Genomic DNA, 17049 nt, shown 5'->3' on the forward strand with positions numbered 1-17049 from the left:
AAATATGGACGTCGGTGTGGGCAAAGGCGCCGCGGGGCGCCGGTGGACCGGGAGGCGCGAGGGTGGACGATCCGGCGCAGACGGCGTGCGGTACCGCTACGCCGCCCGCAGACGCTGACACGACGGCCCCGGACACCGGCGCGGGCTGCGCCGGAGGCCCGGGCGACGGATCCCGTGACGGCTTCGCGCAGGTGGGCGCCGTCGCGGACGCCATCTGCTACGAGGGATACCTGCTCTATCCGTACCGCCGCAGCTCCCCCAAGAACCGGGTGCGCTGGCAGTTCGGCGTCCTCGCCCCGCGCGCCTGGGCCGAGGTGCACGGCAGTGGGCAGCCCGGCGTCTCCGGAGCCGCCGAGTCCTGGTACCAGCAGACCCACTGCCTCTGCGACGCGGCGCCCGACGCGGTCCTCCGCGTCCGGGTGCGCTACCTCCAGGCCCAGTACAAGAGCGTGCAGCGGCGCACCGGCGCGGACGGCGCCTGGCAGCCGGTCGAAGCGCTGGACGCGGACGGCGAGTTGCACCTCTCCTTCGAGGAGGCCGTACCGCGCGAGGCCGACATCGAAGTGCCCGTCGCCGACCTGCTGGCCGGTCAGCGCTCCTTTCCCGTCGGCGCCCCCGGTGGCACGGACACGGCCCCGCTCACCACCCGCAGCGGCCCGGCGGCCCGCACCGAACGCCGCCGTCTTCCGGTCCGGGCCCGCACCACCCTGCGGGCCGAACGGCCCGGCGGCCCGGCCGGACCGTTGCGGCTGACCGTCCGCACCGAGAACACCGACGGCACCGTCCCCGCCTCGGCACCGCGCGAGGAGGCGCTGCGCAGCGCGCTGCTCGCCACCCACACGCTGCTCGGCGGCGACGGCCTGGAGTTCCACTCCCTGATCGACCCGCCCGCCCGGGCCCGGCCCCACGTCGCCGACTGCCGGAACGAGTTCACCTTCCCGGTGCTCGCCGGGGACGAGCGCGCGCGGTCGACGATGTTCTCCTCGCCGATCCTGCTCGACGACCATCCCCGGATCGCCCCGGAGAGCCCCGGCGACCTGCACGACGCAGCGGAGATCGACGAGATCCTCTCGCTGCGCACCTTCCTGCTGACCGACGAGGAGAAGCGCGAGGCGCGGGCCACCGACCCGCGCGCCGCCGCCATCCTCGACCAGGTCGAGAACATGCCCCAAGAGGTCCTCGCCGGGCTGCACGGCACCATCCGCTCCCTGGAGCCCGCCGCACCCGCCCCAGTCGCGGTGCCTCCCGGGCCGGCGCCCTGGTGGCAGGAGGGCGGGGACGAGGGCGTGTCACCGACCACGGACAGCGTGCTGGTCGACGGCGTACCGGTGCGGAGCGGGCACCGGGTCCGGCTGCGCCCGCGCCGCAGGGGCGCCGACGCGCACGACATGTTCCTGGTGGACCGCACCGCACACGTCGCGGGCGTCTTCCACGACGTGGACGGAAGCGTGCACCTCGCCGTCACGCTCGACGACGATCCGGCCGCGGAACTGCACGACTGGTACGGCCGCTACCACTACTTCCGTCCGGAGGAGGTGCGGCCGCTGAGCGAGGACCAGCCGGAGGCGCGGTCGCCGACCGGGTCGACGGGAGGAGAGGCCGGATGAACCCCGTCCACGTGCCCGGGCACCACCACGCGGGCGCTGACCGGCGCTCCGGCGGCCACCGCGCCGGCGGGTCCGCACGCCCCGGGCCGCCGCGGGCGGCCACCGTCCACGACCGCATGCGGGACCGGTTGCAAGGGAGGCCGAGGAGATGACCACAGCGAGCGGCACCAGACACACGAGCGAGCACCCCGCCGAGGAAGGGCGCGGCGGCATCGACGAGATCGACATCCTGTGGATCTCGGAGGGCATGAGCTGCGACGGCGACACGGTGTCGATGACGGCGGCGGACCAGCCCGCCATCGAGGACGTCGTCCAGGGCCTCATTCCCGGGCTCCCCAAGATCAACCTCTACAACAAGGTGCTCTCGCCCACCCTCGGCGGCGAGGAGTTCCTCGCCCCCTTCCGGGCTGCGGCACGCGGCGCGTCGCAGAACCCGTTCCTCCTCGTCATCGAGGGATCGATCCCCAACCAGAACATCATCGAGGGCGACGGCTACTGGACCTCCTTCGGCAACGACGAGGACACCGGCGAACCGCTCACCCTCAACTGGTGGCTCGACCACCTCACCCCGCACGCCTGGGCCGTGGTGGCGATCGGCACCTGCGCCACCTACGGCGGCATCCACGCGATGGCGGGCAACCCCACCGGCTCCATGGGCCTGGCCGACTACCTCGGCTGGGACTACACCTCGCAGGCCGGGCTGCCGATCGTGAACGTACCCGGCTGCCCCGTCCAGCCGGAGAACTTCATGGAGACCCTCACCTGGGTGCTCTACCACGCGGCCGGCGCCGCGCCGCCGCCTCCGCTGGACGACAAGCTGCGGCCCCAGTGGCTGTTCGGCAGGACCGTGCACGAGGGCTGCGACCGGGCCGCGTACTACGAGCAGGGCGACTTCGCCAAGGACTACAACTCGCCCAAGTGCCAGGTGAAGATCGGCTGCTGGGGCCCGGTGGTGAACTGCAACGTCCCCAAGCGCGGCTGGATGGCGGGGATCGGCGGCTGCCCGAACGTGGGCGGCATCTGCATCGGCTGCACCATGCCCGGCTTCCCGGACGCCTTCATGCCGTTCATGGACGAGCCCACCGGCGGCAGCCTCTCCGCGACCCTGATCCGGCCCTACGGCGCGTTCATCCGGCGGATGCGCGGCATCACCAACTTCGCCGTGAACCAGGAGCCCAAGTGGCGCCACAACGAGCCGGCGCTGACCAGCGGGTACGACCCGCACTGGCGCTCCTGACCCCCTGCACGGCAGCAGACAGACCGCGACGGGCCCCGGCCCGGTGACCTAGGCAAGGACTGATATGACGGCAACCGCTGACCGGGCCACCGCGGGGCGCAAGACCCCGCAGGTCGTGGACATGTCCTGGGACCCGATCACCCGGATCATCGGCAACCTCGGCATCTACACGAAGATCGACTTCGCCAACCGCGAGGTGACCGAGTGCCGCAGCACCTCGTCGCTGTTCCGGGGCTACTCGGTGTTCATGCGGGGCAAGGACCCGCGGGACGCCGGATTCATCACCAGCCGCATCTGCGGCATCTGCGGCGACAACCACACCACCTGCTCCAACTACGCGCAGCAGATGGCCTACGGGGTCAAGCCTCCGCCGCTGGCCGAGCACATCACCAACCTCGGCGAGGCCGCGGAGTACCTCTTCGACCACACCATCTTCCAGGACAACCTGGTCTTCGTGGACTTCTGCGAGGCCATGGTCAAGGCCACCAACCCCGGCGTGCTGGCCAAGGCCGAGCGGACCGAGGCCCCCCACGCCCACGTGCACGGCTACCGCACCATCGCCGACCTCATGCGCGCCTTCAACCCCTTCGAAGGCGCCGTGTACAAGGAGGCGCTGCAGGTCAGCCGGATCACCCGGGAGATGTTCTGCCTGATGGAGGGGCGCCATGTGCACCCCTCCACGCTGTATCCGGGCGGGGTGGGGACGATGCCTTCGCCCACCACCTTCACCGACTACCTCTCCCGCCTGATGCGCACCCTCGACTTCGTCAAGAAGTCCGTCTGCATGAACGACGACGTCTTCGACTTCTTCTACGAGGCGCTCCCCGGCTACGAGGAGGTGGGCCGGCGCCGGATCATGCTCGGCTGCTGGGGCGCCTGGCAGGACCACCAGGCATGCGACTACCGCTACGAGAACATGAACGCCTGGGGCAAGAAGATGTTCGTGACCCCCGGCATCATCGTGGACGGGGAACTGGTCACCAACAACCTCGTCGACATCAACCTGGGCATGCGGATCCTGCTCGGCAGCTCGTACTACGAGGACTGGGTCAACGAGGAGCCGTTCGTCACCCGCGACCCGCTCGGCAACCCCGTCGACATGCGCCACCCGTGGAACCAGACGACCGTCCCCGCACCGCAGAAGCGCGACTTCGAGGGCAACTACAGCTGGGTGATGAGCCCCCGCTGGTACGACAGCGCCAGCGGGCAGCACCTGCCGCTGGACACCGGCGGCGGCCCGCTGGCCAGGCTCTGGTCCACGGCGCTCAACGGGCTGGTCGAGACGCCCTACATCAAGGCGACCGGGCGCAGTGTGCGCATCTCGCTGCCCAAGAGCGAGAAGCTGCCCGAGATGACGTTCGAGTGGGAGATCCCGAAGTGGTCCAACACCCTTGAGCGCGACCGGGCCCGCCCCTACTTCGTCGCCTACTCGGCGGCCATGGCGCTGCAGTTCGCGGAGCAGGCACTGGATCTGGTGCGGGCCGGCGACACCAAGATCTTCAACGACTACGAGCTGCCGGAGGAGGGGATCGGCTGCGGATTCCACGAGGCGGTGCGCGGCGTCCTCTCCCACCACCTGGTGATCAAGGACAAGAAGATCGCCAACTACCACCCCTATCCGCCCACCCCCTGGAACGCCAGCCCCCGGGACATCTACGGCAACCCCGGCCCCTACGAGGACGCGGTGCAGGGCCAGCCGGTCTTCGAGGAGAACGGCCCGGACGACTTCAAGGGCATCGACATCATGCGCACCGTCCGCAGCTTCGACCCCTGCCTGCCCTGCGGCGTGCACATGTACCTGGGCAAGGGCAAGGAGCTCCAGCAGACGCACTCGCCGATGTTCGGCGCGGGCAACGGGACCGGAGCCGGCCATGGCTGACCCCTCCAGGCTGACCGACGACGACGTCGAGCAGCGGCTGGCGCAGCTGGACGAACTCCTCGAACGCGTGGAGACGGTCGCCGGGCCGGCCGCCGACGCCGCCCTCGCCGCCGTGCGCGGACTCACCGAGATCTACGGCGAGGCACTGGCCCGGGTCCGCGACCTCGCCGATCCCGAACTGGCCGAGCGGCTGACCGGCGACCAGCTCCTCGACCACCTTCTGGTGCTGCACCGGATCCACCCCGACCCCGTCGAACAGCGCGTCGCCGCCGCCGTCGAACACGCCGCGGAAACACTGCGCCGCCGCGGCACCACCCTCGAACTGGTGGGCATCGAGGAGGGTGTCGCCGCCGTCCGGCTCACCACCAAGGGATGCGGCGGCTCCGCGTCCGGAGTCGAGGAAGCGGTGCGCGACGTGCTGCTGGCCGCCGCGCCCGAACTCCTGGACGTCCGTCGGGTGCCGGACGAACCGGCAGCCGCGTTCGTACCGCTGGAGACCCTGCTGCCCACCGCCGCACCCGCCGCGGGGACGGCATGACCTCCGGAGCGCTCGCCCGCGTCATCCGCGACGCGGTGGACCCGGCCACCGGGTCCGCCGTCCGGCCGGACGCGGAGCGCTGCGACCTGTGCGGCGCCCCCGCCCCCGGCGACCACCGGCACCTGCTGGACACCGCCGCGGAGCAGGTGCTGTGCGCCTGCCGGCCGTGCTCGGTGCTCTTCGTCCGGGAAGCCGCCAGCGAGGGGCACTACCGGCTGATCCCGCACCGGCGCACCCGGCTGGAGCCGGTACCGACCGCGCAGCTCGGCGTCCCGGTCGGACTGGCCTTCTTCGTCCCCCGCGCGGACGGGAGCGTACGCGCGCACTATCCCAGTCCCGCGGGGGCGACCCAGTGGGAACTCGATCCCGAGGCGTGGCGTGGGGCCGTCGCAAGCTGCCCCGCGCTGGAGGGTCTGGCCGTCGATGTGGAGGCGCTGCTCGTCAACACCGTCCAGGGCCGGGAGCAGCACTGGATCGTCCCGATCGACGACTGCTTCCGGATGGTGGCGGTCGTCCGGCGGGAGTGGCGGGGCCTGAGCGGCGGCAGCCGGGTGTGGCCCGAGATCGACCGGTTCTTCGCCGAGCTGACCGAACAGCCGGGGTGACCGCGCGACACACCGGGCGCCGGCCCGCGCCCGGCGGCGACGGGACCGGACAGCCGGGCCGGACGACCCGGGACCGGACCGGCCGGGACCGGACACAACGGAAGGCAAGGAGGACGCCATGGGCCGTATCCGCGTCGGACAACCGCACGTCGCACCCGACACCCCCACCCACGTCCGGGGCATCCGCCAGGGCAACGAAGGCCCCGGGGACCGGCAGCCGGGTCACCACGAGGACGGCACCGCGGACGCGAGGCGGTCCACCGGCATCCAGGGGAAGAAGCACAACGCCATCATGAAGATCATGCCCAACATCTCACCCGGCTGAGGAGCGGCACATGCAGCGACGTCCCCCGTCCCAGACATCACGGTGCGCCTCCGCGCGCGGCCGGCGGTCCCGCTCCGGCCCGTGTGCGGCCAAACGGGTACTGCTCGGCCAGGCCGCGGTCCTCGGAGCCGTCGTCCTGGCGATGCTGGTCCGCGAGTTCCCGGGCCTGGTGCGCGAGGTCCGGATCTGGCGCATGATCGGCTTCACGTCGGGAGCCCGGCCGCCGCAGTGAGCGGGCCGCCGGGCGCCCGGGCCCGAGCGGTGAGCGGGCCGCCGCGGTGGCCCGCTCCAGGTACCGGTTCCGAACTGCTCGGCAATGCGGTGCCCGCGCGGCGCCGGTGTGCCCCGGAGCGTCCATGTGCGCTGGCCGCCGGCCACCGGGCCCGGCGCTGCACCCCGGTCGGTTCGGCTCACCGCTTGGGCCGGCACAGCGGCCTTCCTTCCGTATGCGGCGATGAAGCAGATCTGGGCCCTCGGCGACACCTTCGCCGGCATGTCCGGCGCGGAGATGCGCCGGCTCTCCGAGCGCAATGGTGCCTCGGGGATCTGGCTCGGACTGGAGTCCTGGGGCCCGGACGGCACCATGCTGCTGGCCGCACTCGGTGTCTTCCTGCTCTGGGGTCTGGTCCGTCCCTGGGGCCAGGTCTTCCCGCGCTGGACGCTGTTCCTGCGGGGGCGTCGCGTCCCGCGCGGGCTCCCGCTGGCTCCGGCCCTGATCGGGGCCGCCACCCTGGTTCCGTACGGCGTGCTCGTCCTCGGCTACGCGGCTCTGGCCACGTCGGACGTCGTGACGATGCGGAGCGGCGATTTCCATTCCCCGCACGACGCACTCGTGGTGACCTGGATCGGCATGGTCGCGTTCGCCGGGTACGGGGCTGCGTTGACTGTCGCGGCCTGCTCGTACTGGCTGCGGACCTGCCGACCGGCCCCGAAGCCGTGCACGGTGGCACTGCCCGTCGACGCGCGCACCACCCGGAACGCGGGTGGCGGGGGAGGGGGCGCGGGCGGCGGATGATTGACTTCCTCCCCGTGACAGCACACCAGGACGAGACCAAGGCGGCCTATGACGGGGTCGTCGAGTTGTACGCGTCGCTGTTCGCCGGCCGGTTGGAGACGCAGCCCTTCGCACGGAACATGATCGGCACCTTCGCCGAACTGGTGCGCGAAACGGGCAACCCGCGGACCGCCGACGTCGGATGCGGGCCCGGACATCTCACGGCCATGCTGCACGACCTGGGGCTGGACGCCCTCGGGTTCGACCTGTCCCCGGCCATGGTCGACCACGCCCGGCGGGCCCATCCGGCGCTGCGGTTCGACGAAGCACGGATCGAGGCCCTGCCGGTCGAGGACGACGCGCTCGGCGGCGTACTGGCCCACTACTCGATGATCCACACCCCGCCCGGGGAACTGCCCGCGCTGCTCGTCGAGCAGGCGCGCGTCCTGGAACCCGGGGGCCTGCTGCTGGCCTCGTTCTTCGCCACCGAGGGGCCCGAACCGGTCCGCTTCGACCACAAGGTCGCGCCCGCCTACAGCTGGCCGGCGGACCGGTTCGCCGCCTTGCTGACCCGGGCCGGATTCGTCCCGTTCGCCCGGCTGCTCCACGACCCCGCCTCCGAACGGGGCTTTCTCGACGCCCACATGCTGGCCCGCCACGGCCGAGCCGGCGATCCCGGTTGCCCTTGACACGGTGTCAAGGTCTTCACTGCTTCCCGAGGAGGTGGTCCGATGACCACGGTGGGACAGGACAGGGACGCGGTATCGGTGCTCCGAGGACTGGAGGACGGCCGTCCGTCGGTGCGACTGCGCACGGCGCTGGCAGCCGGGGCGGCACCCGACCCGGGCTTCGTCGACAAGCTCCTCGAACACTGCGCGATCGAGTCCGAGTTCTTCGTCCGCGACATGCTGACCTGGGCGCTCACCCGCCACCCGGTGTCCCTGACCCTCCCCGGACTGCTCCGGGAAGTCCGCGCGGAACGTGCCCAGGCACGCAGTCAGGCACTGCACACCCTGTCCAAGATCGGAGACCGGCAGGCGTGGCCCGCCATCACACCGGCACTGCTGTCCGACGCCGACGACGAGGTGGCGCGAACCGCCTGGCGGGCCGCGGTCGTGCTCGTGCCGCAAGGCGAGGAGCCGGCCCTGGCCGCGGCGCTGGCGACGCAGCTCGGACGCGGTGACCGGGAGACGCAGCTGAGTCTCAGCCAGGCGCTGGTCGCGCTCGGCGAAGTGGGCGCACCGGCCCTGGCGGCGGCGGCGAAGGCCAACGACCCGGGCGTGCGCGCGCACGCGCTCGTCACCCGGCGGCTGCTGCACGATCCCGACGCCGGATTCGGGCCCGCCATCGAGGAGGCCAAGCGCATCGTGGCCCTCGCCGGGGCCTCCGGAGCGGGCGAGGAGAACCATGCTGATCGGTGAGGTGGCCCGCCGGTCCGGGGTGAGCGCCCGCATGCTCCGGCACTACGAATCGTTCGGCCTCGTGCGGCCGTCGGGTCGTACGGGCTCCGGCTACCGGGAGTACTCGGCGCAGGACGTCCGGCGGATCTTCCACATCGAGAGCCTGCGGTCGCTGGGCCTGTCGCTGCGGGAGATCGGGCGCGCGCTCGACGATCCGGGGTTCACGCCCTCGGCCCTCGTCACCGACCTCATCCGCCGGACACAGGACCGGATCGCGGCCGAGACCGAACTGCTCACGCGGCTGCGCCGGATCGACGCTGCGGATCCCACCGGCTGGGAGGACGTCCTCCGGGTCGTCGTCCTCCTCCGAGCGCTGGGATCCCAGCACGCCGACGACCGCCAGCGCGCCGCACTCTCCTCGGCCGACGGGCTTCCGGTGCCGGTGGGAGCCCTGGTCGAGGCCGTGTTGCACGAGACGGACCCGAACGTCGCGGGCGCCCTGCGCTGGGCGCTGGCGCACTCGGGCGGTGGAGGCCCGGAGCTGCTTGCCGATGGTCTCGCCGCACCGGCACCCGGAGTGCGCCGACGTGCCGTCCAGGCCCTCGCCGAGCTGCCCGGTGGTGCGGCGACCGCGCACCTGCGGGACGCTCTCGAGGACCCCGCCCCCGAGGTCCGCGGTCACGCGGCCCTGGCGCTCGGGCCACGCGGGGCGGCCGAAGCGCTGCCCGTACTCGTCGAGATGATCGTGGCGGGAACGAACGACACCGATGCGGCCGACGCACTGGGCGAGCTGGCGAGCGACACCGCCACGGCCGAACGGATCGCGGCCGGGCTCGTCGACCGCCTCGCGCACGAGACGGCCGAAGCGGACGCACGGGGCCGCCTGACCCAAGCGCTGGCGGGCATTCCGGGGGCCACGGCGTCCCGCGCCCTCGAAGAGCTGTCCCACGACCAGGACCGGGCGGTGGCGCTGACCGCGGGATACCTTCTGCAACTCCGCGAGGCACGCTGAGGGTCCACTTCTCCGGGCCGGGGGCCGGCGAGCCCTGGGCCCGGTCCACACGTGGCCAGCCTCGGCACGAGGGGGACTCGTCGGTCCGGCAGCAGCATGGCGGTGCCGCCGGTGTGGCCTTCGCCTGGGAGATGCAACTCCTTGCCGGGCGCGCGGGAACCGCCGCCTGAGCTGACCGGTGTACCGGCTCCCGCAGGTACGCCGGATTCCGGCGAGCGCTCATCCCGAGGTGGGCGCGCACCGGAATCCGGCATCGATGCACCAACCGGATCGATCGACGTGGCAGAACCCCCAGGGGAACGGCGCATGGAGGACACGTGTCAGTAGGCGGTATGAGCGGCCGAGCCGAGAAGAAGACGTACGAGGGAAAGTCCATCACCGTGACCTTCGAGGCCGGGCGCTGCCAGCACGCCGCCGAATGCGTCCGCGGCCTGCCGGAGGTCTTCGACCCGGGCGAGCGCCCCTGGATCCGGCCGGACGCTGCCGAGGCCGAACGCCTGGCCGAAGTGGTCCGGCGCTGTCCCTCGGGGGCACTGCAGTACCGACTGGAGGGTTGAGTCCCACCGGAGGGTTGAGTCCCACGAGGGTGCCCGGCCGCGATCACGGCGAGCAGCGGAGACCGGGAGGTGAGGGCCGCGCAACCGGACCACACGCGCAACGTCACACGGCCCTCCGCGCCCCGGGCCACGGCGGTGGACCTCACTCGTGGTTCCGGCCCGGCGGCCCCGGAGACGCGTCCGGGGGCTCGTTCCCCGCCGGGCCCGCCGGGGGCCGGTGCCGCTGTGCCGGGTCCGCTTCCGGAGGGGGCGCCCCGGCCGGGCCCTCGTCCCACGGGTCGTCCGGAGAGCCCGCTGCCGGGCGGGCGCCCGGCGGCGGGCGCTGGTGGAACTCGACGGTGACGGTCTCGAAGCCCTTGAAGGTCTCCGTCGTCGCGTAGGAGGTGTACGCGCGGCGGTCGGCCCAGTTCAGCCACACCCGGTCGGTGAACGGGGTCAGCAGACTCCGGGGCCACAGCCGGTGGGCCCGCACCACACTCACCTCGGCCGCCACCATGAAGATCAACGCACCCAGGTAGATCCAGCCGAGCAGACCGAGCACGATGCCGAACATTCCGTAGGTCGCGCTCGCGCCGCGCAGCACATTGGTCGCGTAGTACCCGCCGGCCCACTGCAGCACCTGCCAGGCGCAGGCGGCTCCGAGCGACTCCGCCCACAGCCTGCGCAGCGCCACCCGATGGTGGGTGAGAAAGCTGTAGGTGGCCAGCAGCAGCCCGGCGTTCACGGCCACCGCCACCAGCGTGATCGTCGCGCGGAGCCCGGCGCCCAGGTCGGTCCCGAATGCCTTGGACTCCGAGGTCGCCAGCGACAGCAGCAGCGTCACGGACAGCCCGCAGACCACCGTCGTCAGGAAGAGCATCCCCTTCAGCCGCGACCTGAAGGGGTCGTGCCGCTGGTAGCGCGGGACCGCCCAGATCTTGTTGAGGCTGTACTGCGCGGCCTGAGCCGCACCCAGGCTCCCGTACAGGCTGCCGAGGATGCCGATGGCGAGAGCGATGCCGTTGCTGCGGAAGGCGTGGATCCGCCCTCTGAGCTGCTCCCCGAGCACCGGGAACTCCCCGAGCACCGAGTTCAGCAGCTGCCGCTGGAGATCCGGGTTGTCCTCCAGGAAGAAGCCGAGACCCGAGACGAACAGCAGCAGCACAGGAAAGATCGACAGGAAGGTGTAGTACGTGAGGAGCGCGACGAGATAGAGGGCCTGGTCGTCGAAGACCTTGTAGACGACGGCCAGCGGCAGACCGGCCCAGCGGTGCCGCTGCTGGAAGGCGTCGATCCGCTGCGCCGTGCCCATGCCCATGGCCCGTCGGACGCCTCCTCGACCTGCCCGTCTGCCCGTGCGCCCGGCCGAAGCCTCGCGATCGTCGCCCGCACGGGGAACCAGGTGCGGGGGTTCGTGCTGCCGGGCGGGGACCCCGCCCGGCGCCGGTACCGGACCGCTCTCGCCGTCCCAGCCAACCCCAGCCCGTACCCGGGCGCACCTCCCGGAGAGCCATCCGGCGGGTGCGGGATCGTCCGGCGGGGGACCGGTGGGCGGGGGGCGGCGGCCGACGGTGCGTTCAGGGCCAGGGGCCGACGGTGGATTCGGAGGATCGGGCGCCGGTGCGCGGCGGGCGGCCGGGATCATCGCGTCGTGCGGGCCCGGAACCACGAGACGGGCGGCGCAGCCTCGCTGGGGCCGCTCCGCCCGTTCCGGACGCGCATCAGATGCTGCGCGTCGTGTCTGTTTCTGCTGTCCGCGGGTCAGCCGACAGGCTTCACGTCCTTCGCCTGCCCATGAGGGCCAACCCCATGACCGCGAATCCGCAGAGTGCTGCCACACCTCCCGCGACCACATTGTTGACCACGATCTGCGCTGTGTCCGGAGCGCCGTTGATCACCCACTGCGAGATGATCACCCAGGCTCCGAGCAGTGGCGCGGTCCAGCCCAGCAGATGCGTCCGCTCGTAGGCGGAACCGAATCCGAAGGCCAGCACCGCGAACGCCAGCCCCACGATGAGGTTGCTCGCCGCGAGGGTCGTCGTCCCGTTGAAACCGACCACCCACGGTGAGATCGCGATGTAGAGGCCGGAGAGAAAGGCCAGCCCTTCGACGATCTGCGCGGTCGGAGTGGATCCGGCCTTCTCGTACCGGGCCCGCATCTCCACGAGGTCAGGGTGGTGCTCGATGGTGCTGCCGGTAGTAGGCACTGCCATGGTCCTCCTCCTTCCTTGGAGTGCCTTCGGTGAACGGCAAACCGTCCACCACTCCTCTTGAGTGACCAGCAAACGGGGTAAATCACCCCATCCAGTGTGATTTATATCATATTCGGGCTCTCCAGTCACCCCTGAGTGCGCTGTGTGGCCGGGGGATCACGGTGACGTAGGCTGCTCCTCTCCGTCATGCATAGGGGAGGGCATGGAACGGCTGCGCCACGACGATCCACGGCGGCTGGGGCCGTACGCACTCGTCGGCCGGTTGGACCGTGCGGGGAGCGAAGTCCGCCCCACCCTCCACCGCTTCCTCGGCCGCACCGCCGACGGCGACCGGACGGTTCTCCTCTCCACCGTGCGGGACCGGTCCGCCGCCGCCCTGTACCGGTTCCGCGCCGAGGCCCTGGCCGCCCAGCAGCTCACCGTCGGCACCCCCTGGCTGCTGCCGGTCAGCGAAGTGAGCGAACTGGCCGACCCCCCGGCGCCGACCTGGAACGCGTCCCCCTATCGCCCCGCACTGCCGCTGCCGACCGTCGTCGAGACCTGCGGACCGCTGCCGCTTCGCACTGTGCTCGCCGTCGGCACCGCGCTCGGGGAAGCGCTCGCCCACTTGCACGCCGCCGGGGCGGCCCATGCGGGCGTCACAGCCGATGCGGTGCTGTTGACCGGTGAGGGGCCGCGTCTCGGCGGCTACGGCGCGGCCCGGATCTCCGCCCCGGACGGTGAACCCCGCACCGCACACCCCTTTCTCGCACCGGAACAGGTCGCGGGCGGGCGCCCCCGCCCGCTGGGGGACGTGTACGCGCTGGCGGCCGTCCTCCGCTACGCGGCGACGGGACGACTGAGCGCAATCGGAACGGCGGCGGAACCGGGTGTCCCCGGCCCTGCCGAGCTCACCGCCCTCCTTCACACCTGCATGGCGGCGGATCCGTCCGACCGTCCGTCGGCGGCGGAGTTCCTACGGCGGCTGCCGCACGGCAGCACGGGCGGGAGCGTCCAGCCGGCGGACCACTCTTCGCGGATGGCCGAACCGGCGCGGCCCGGAGGCTCGCAGCCGCGCGGCGGCCCCGGCAGCACGATGCTGGACGGCGGCCCGGCACCGGACCACGGCACAGTACTGGACCACGGCACCAGCTGCGTGGCCGGGCTCCTGACACCCGGGTGGCTGCCGAAGAGGGCGAGCGCGGCCCTCGCCGTCCAGACGGCAGCGGTCCTCGCGGCCGAGACCGACGAGGAGTTCGCCCCCGCACCCGCTTCCGCCCCTGTCCCGACCCAGGCGGACGGCCCCGCACCGGCCGACTGCTCGCCCACGCCCGGCACCCCCGGCGGCCCGGCTGCCGGCTCTGCCGCAAAAAGCACCCGTGCACCGTCACGCCGCTCCCTGATCACCGCCGCGGGAGCCGGCGTCGCCGGCGTCGCCGTCGGCGGCTCGTTCACCTGGGCGGTGACCGCCGACGAACCACCCGTCCTTTCCCCGGCGGAACGGCTGGAACGCGAACACCCGTCCCGCAAACGACTCAAGGGCGCGCCGCCCACTCCGCGGTGGCGTTACGACTTCACCGAGCCTGCCGAGAAGTTCACGCCTCTGCTGTGGCAGGACGAGGTCGCCCTCCTGGCCGACGGAGCGGACGCCACCGGCATCGACATGCGTACCGGGAAGGAGCTGTGGCGCCGTGCGGACACCTCCCCCTCGGGCCGGGCCTGGCCCCTCCGCAACGGACTGGTGCTCCTCGCCGGCTCCGAGGACCTGCTGGCGCTCGACCCCCGCGACGGCGAGATCCGATGGCACTCGGAGCGCTACCGAACGAGCGGCCGCCGCCCCTGTGTGGCGGTCCTCGCCGCCGACGGAACGGTTGTCTGGCTCGTGGTCGGGAACCGCGGCTCCTCCGCCTCGCACCATCGAACCGTCGTCGCCTACGATCTCGCCGCAGACCGTGAACTGTGGACCGCGCGCCTCCCCACCGGCTACCAGGAGAGCCACCTGCTCCCCGCCGCGCTCGTAGTGGTGACCGCGCAGCAGGGCGACCCCGCGCGCCTCCCCTGGTGCCGGGTACCCCGGACGGTCGGCCGAACGAACCGGTGGACGAGGCGGTTTGAGAGCATGACCGCCATGGGGCTGACCGAACAGGCTTTCACCGTGCACGAAGGTGCCACAGGACCCGTCCTGGAGACCGAGCGGCTGCTGCTGCGCCCGCTGACGACGGACCATCTGGACTTCTTCGTGGAGCTGCACAGCGACCCCGAAGTCACCCGGTTCGTCCCCGCGTTCACCCGCGAACAGGCTCGCGAACGGCTCGCCGGCATCCAGCGCCAGTGGTCCGAGCGCGGCCACGGGCTGTGCGCGGTGGAGTCCAAGGAGACCGGTGCGCTCCTCGGCCGCTGCGGCCTCAACCACTGGGAGGTCTTCGACGAGGTGGAGGCCGGATGGACGTTCCGGCGGTCCTGCTGGGGCCGCGGATTCGCGACCGAGGCCGCCCGGGCCGTGGTGGAGTGGGGACTGGAGACGCTGGACGTCCCCTACCTCACCGCCATGATCGCGCACGGCAACACCGCTTCCCGGCAGGTCGCCCGGCGGCTGGGCTTCACGCCCGGACGCGAGGACACCTTCCTGGGCCATCGCGTCACCGTCCATCTGCGGCACCGGTCCGGCAGCCTGCCCGGCCCCCCGGCCGGATGACAGCGGCGCCCGCGGCGGACCCGCCGCTGCTGCGGCTGGCGGGGGTGAGCCGCCGCTACGGCGAGCGGCAGGCCCTGCACCCGCTCGATCTGGAGGTGCGGGCGGGCACCTGCACCGCCCTGTTCGGCCACAACGGATCGGGCAAGTCCACCCTGCTGCGCCTCGCCTGCGGGCGGGACCGGCCGACCACCGGCACCGCCCTGTTCGGCGGCGCACCGGTGGACGAGGACGATCCGCAGGTACGCGCCCGGGTGACTGTCACGGGGGACACCGTCGCCTGCTATCCGGACCTGACCGTCCGCGACCACTGGAACTGGTCGCCGTGGCACACGGAGTGGCCGATCCGCACCCGTGGATCGACCAGGTGCTGGCCGACCGGCGGCTCACCGACCACGCCGACCAGCTTCCCTCCGCGCTCTCCTCCGGCCGGACCCAGGCACTGCACCTGGCCGCCGCGCTCGTCCGCCCGCGGGACCTGCTCGTCCTGGACGAGCCCGAGCAGCGCCTGGACCCGGCATCCCGCACCCGCCTGGGCGCACTGCTGCGCGGCGAGACCGACGACGGCGTCGCGGTGCTGCTCGCCACCCACCAGGCCGAACTCGTGCACGCCGTCGCCGACCACGTGGTCGTCCTCGAGGACGGCAGGGTCGTCGCCGAGGGCGGCCTCGACGTGCTGGACGAGGCGGCCGCGCACCCCCGCGGCGGCGGTCCCCTTCGCGCTGCGGCGGGTGGGCGTTGCTGCTGATGCCGCTGTGCGCCCCGCCGTTCGCCGCCGCCGCGGTGCTGGCCGCGGTGCGCGGTCCGGTGCGGACGGAGTTGCTCTCCCTGGGGCTGGTGACGCCTGCGGGGGACGCCAGCGTCTTCGTGTTCCTCTTCTGGTACGCGGCACCGTTCCTCGCGGCGGTCGCTCCGCTCACCGTCGGGCTCGCATCGGGCGGCGTCCTCGACCCGGGGGCGCAGGTGCTGGATGCGGTGCGCCCGGTGGCGACCGCGGTCGGGCTCAGCTGCGCCCTGCTGTTCGCCACCGCGCGGAGCGCCGCGAAGCTGCGCCGCCCGGCGCCCTGAGTGGGTCGCTCACCCCTCCTCGGGTGCGGGCAGGATCTGCCGCAGCAGCCCGCGCGGATGCCCGCGGCTGCGCCACTCCCGGGGATAGCCGATGGAGACCTCCTCGAAGCGGACCCCGTCGTGCCGGGTGGTCCGGGGGATGTGGAGGTGGCCGTAGACGGCGGCGGCCACGTTGTAGCGGGTGTGCCAGTCGGCCGTCAGCTCCGTGCCGCACCACTGCGCGAACTCCGGATACCACATCACGTCCGTCGGCTCCCGCACCAGCGGCCAGTGGCTGACCAGGACCAGCGGGGTGCCGGGGTCGAGGGCGTCCAGCCGCTTCTCCGTCGCGGCCACCCGGTCCCGGCACCAGTCGTCGACGGCCGGATACGGGTCCGGGTGCAGCAGGTACTCGTCCGTGCAGACGACGCCGGAGGCGTGGGCGGCCGCCAGCGACTCCTCCTTGGTGTGCGTCCCCGGGGCCCGGAACGTGTAGTCGTACAGCTGGAAGACCGGCGCGATCACCACCTCGCCCTCCGACCCGGCCCAGCGCGGGTAGGGGTCCTCGGGCGTCAGCACGCCCACCGCACGGCACATCTCGACCAGTTGCGCGTACCGTTCGGCGCCCCTGGACTGCACGGGATCGCTGTGCGGAGTCCACAGTTCGTGGTTGCCGGGCGTCCACACCACGCGCGCGAACCGGCCGGCGAGCAGCCGCAGGGCCCACTCCACCTCGTCGAACCGCTCGGCCACGTCCCCGGCGACGATCAGCCAGTCCTCGTCGGTGTGCGGGCGCAGCGACTCGGTGACGGGCTTGTTGGCCGTCATCCCCACGTGCAGATCGCTGACTGCCAGCAGCCGACCCCGGCCGGATGTCATGCGGCTCCCCCCTGCGTGTCCTGCTGCGTCCCCCGCTGCGTCCGTCCGCGTCCCTCCGCGGACCCCTGGGCGCAGCGCCGCGGCGCTGCCGCCGCTCCGTCCGCAC

17 protein-coding genes and 1 pseudogene are annotated in these 17049 nt (G+C 72.5%); 15 read left to right on the forward strand and 3 right to left on the reverse strand.

Going from position 1 to position 17049, the window contains the following annotated elements; translation table 11 throughout:
• The first annotated feature begins 62 nt into the window (after positions 1-62).
• From ACFYMO_RS01680 to ACFYMO_RS01735, 12 genes are all read left to right on the forward strand, one after another.
• Positions 63-1607 (forward strand): hypothetical protein, encoded by a 1545-nt coding sequence (locus ACFYMO_RS01680; protein ID WP_366770826.1) that lies wholly within the window; start codon positions 63-65, stop codon positions 1605-1607.
• 148 nt (positions 1608-1755) lie between these two features.
• Positions 1756-2844, forward strand: coding sequence for a hydrogenase expression protein HypE (locus tag ACFYMO_RS01685; protein WP_366770825.1), 1089 nt, complete (start codon positions 1756-1758; stop codon positions 2842-2844).
• Between the two features lie 64 nt (positions 2845-2908).
• Positions 2909-4723 (forward strand): nickel-dependent hydrogenase large subunit, encoded by a 1815-nt coding sequence (locus ACFYMO_RS01690; protein WP_366770824.1) that lies wholly within the window; start codon positions 2909-2911, stop codon positions 4721-4723.
• Complete coding sequence (locus tag ACFYMO_RS01695; protein ID WP_366770823.1) at positions 4716-5261, forward strand: NifU family protein; 546 nt, start codon at positions 4716-4718, stop codon at positions 5259-5261. The genes ACFYMO_RS01690 and ACFYMO_RS01695 overlap by 8 nt, the downstream gene beginning before the upstream one ends.
• On the forward strand, positions 5258-5866 hold the full coding sequence (locus tag ACFYMO_RS01700) for a DUF5947 family protein (RefSeq protein WP_366770822.1): 609 nt from the start codon (positions 5258-5260) through the stop codon (positions 5864-5866). Before ACFYMO_RS01695 ends, ACFYMO_RS01700 begins: the two co-directional genes overlap by 4 nt.
• A 118-nt stretch (positions 5867-5984) precedes the next feature.
• A complete protein-coding gene (locus ACFYMO_RS01705) occupies positions 5985-6191 on the forward strand; it encodes a hypothetical protein (protein WP_366770821.1) in 207 nt (68 codons plus the stop codon).
• 10 nt (positions 6192-6201) lie between these two features.
• On the forward strand, positions 6202-6423 hold the full coding sequence (locus ACFYMO_RS01710; RefSeq protein ID WP_366770820.1) for a hypothetical protein: 222 nt from the start codon (positions 6202-6204) through the stop codon (positions 6421-6423).
• 222 nt (positions 6424-6645) lie between these two features.
• Positions 6646-7206, forward strand: coding sequence for a hypothetical protein (locus ACFYMO_RS01715; protein WP_388543504.1), 561 nt, complete (start codon positions 6646-6648; stop codon positions 7204-7206).
• 14 nt (positions 7207-7220) lie between these two features.
• A complete protein-coding gene (locus ACFYMO_RS01720; protein WP_388543506.1) occupies positions 7221-7874 on the forward strand; it encodes a class I SAM-dependent methyltransferase in 654 nt (217 codons plus the stop codon).
• Between the two features lie 42 nt (positions 7875-7916).
• On the forward strand, positions 7917-8606 hold the full coding sequence (locus ACFYMO_RS01725) for a HEAT repeat domain-containing protein (RefSeq protein WP_388543508.1): 690 nt from the start codon (positions 7917-7919) through the stop codon (positions 8604-8606).
• A complete protein-coding gene (locus ACFYMO_RS01730) occupies positions 8593-9597 on the forward strand; it encodes a MerR family transcriptional regulator (RefSeq protein WP_388543510.1) in 1005 nt (334 codons plus the stop codon). Before ACFYMO_RS01725 ends, ACFYMO_RS01730 begins: the two co-directional genes overlap by 14 nt.
• Before the next feature lie 332 nt (positions 9598-9929).
• Positions 9930-10154, forward strand: a complete 225-nt coding sequence (locus tag ACFYMO_RS01735; RefSeq protein WP_366770815.1) for a (4Fe-4S)-binding protein — start codon at positions 9930-9932, stop codon at positions 10152-10154.
• Positions 10155-10296: 142 nt separating this feature from the next.
• Here the strand turns inward: ACFYMO_RS01735 and ACFYMO_RS01740 are convergent, their stop codons facing one another.
• Both ACFYMO_RS01740 and ACFYMO_RS01745 read right to left on the reverse strand, forming a co-directional pair.
• Positions 10297-11451, reverse strand: a complete 1155-nt coding sequence (locus ACFYMO_RS01740; RefSeq protein ID WP_366770814.1) for a YhjD/YihY/BrkB family envelope integrity protein — start codon at positions 11449-11451, stop codon at positions 10297-10299.
• 457 nt (positions 11452-11908) lie between these two features.
• On the reverse strand, positions 11909-12346 hold the full coding sequence (locus ACFYMO_RS01745) for an SPW repeat protein (protein WP_366770813.1): 438 nt from the start codon (positions 12344-12346) through the stop codon (positions 11909-11911).
• A gap of 202 nt (positions 12347-12548) precedes the next feature.
• On the opposite strand from ACFYMO_RS01745, the gene ACFYMO_RS01750 reads away from it, so the two are divergent.
• The 3 genes and pseudogenes from ACFYMO_RS01750 (at position 12549) to ACFYMO_RS01760 (ending at position 16085) form a co-directional block, all read left to right on the forward strand.
• On the forward strand, positions 12549-15020 hold the full coding sequence (locus ACFYMO_RS01750; protein ID WP_388543513.1) for a GNAT family N-acetyltransferase: 2472 nt from the start codon (positions 12549-12551) through the stop codon (positions 15018-15020).
• A pseudogene (locus ACFYMO_RS01755) lies at positions 15017-15765 on the forward strand (ATP-binding cassette domain-containing protein). The gene ACFYMO_RS01750 and the pseudogene ACFYMO_RS01755 overlap by 4 nt, the downstream one beginning before the upstream one ends.
• Positions 15756-16085: a hypothetical protein gene (locus ACFYMO_RS01760; RefSeq protein WP_388543515.1), complete on the forward strand. Its 330-nt coding sequence runs from the start codon at positions 15756-15758 to the stop codon at positions 16083-16085. The pseudogene ACFYMO_RS01755 and the gene ACFYMO_RS01760 overlap by 10 nt, the downstream one beginning before the upstream one ends.
• 9 nt (positions 16086-16094) lie before the next feature.
• Here ACFYMO_RS01760 and ACFYMO_RS01765 read toward each other — a convergent pair whose 3' ends face one another.
• Positions 16095-16943: a metallophosphoesterase family protein gene (locus ACFYMO_RS01765; RefSeq protein WP_388543517.1), complete on the reverse strand. Its 849-nt coding sequence runs from the start codon at positions 16941-16943 to the stop codon at positions 16095-16097.
• Positions 16944-17049 lie beyond the last annotated feature (106 nt).

The organism is Streptomyces sp. NPDC007025, assembly GCF_042869455.1.
Classification (GTDB): domain Bacteria; phylum Actinomycetota; class Actinomycetes; order Streptomycetales; family Streptomycetaceae; genus Streptomyces.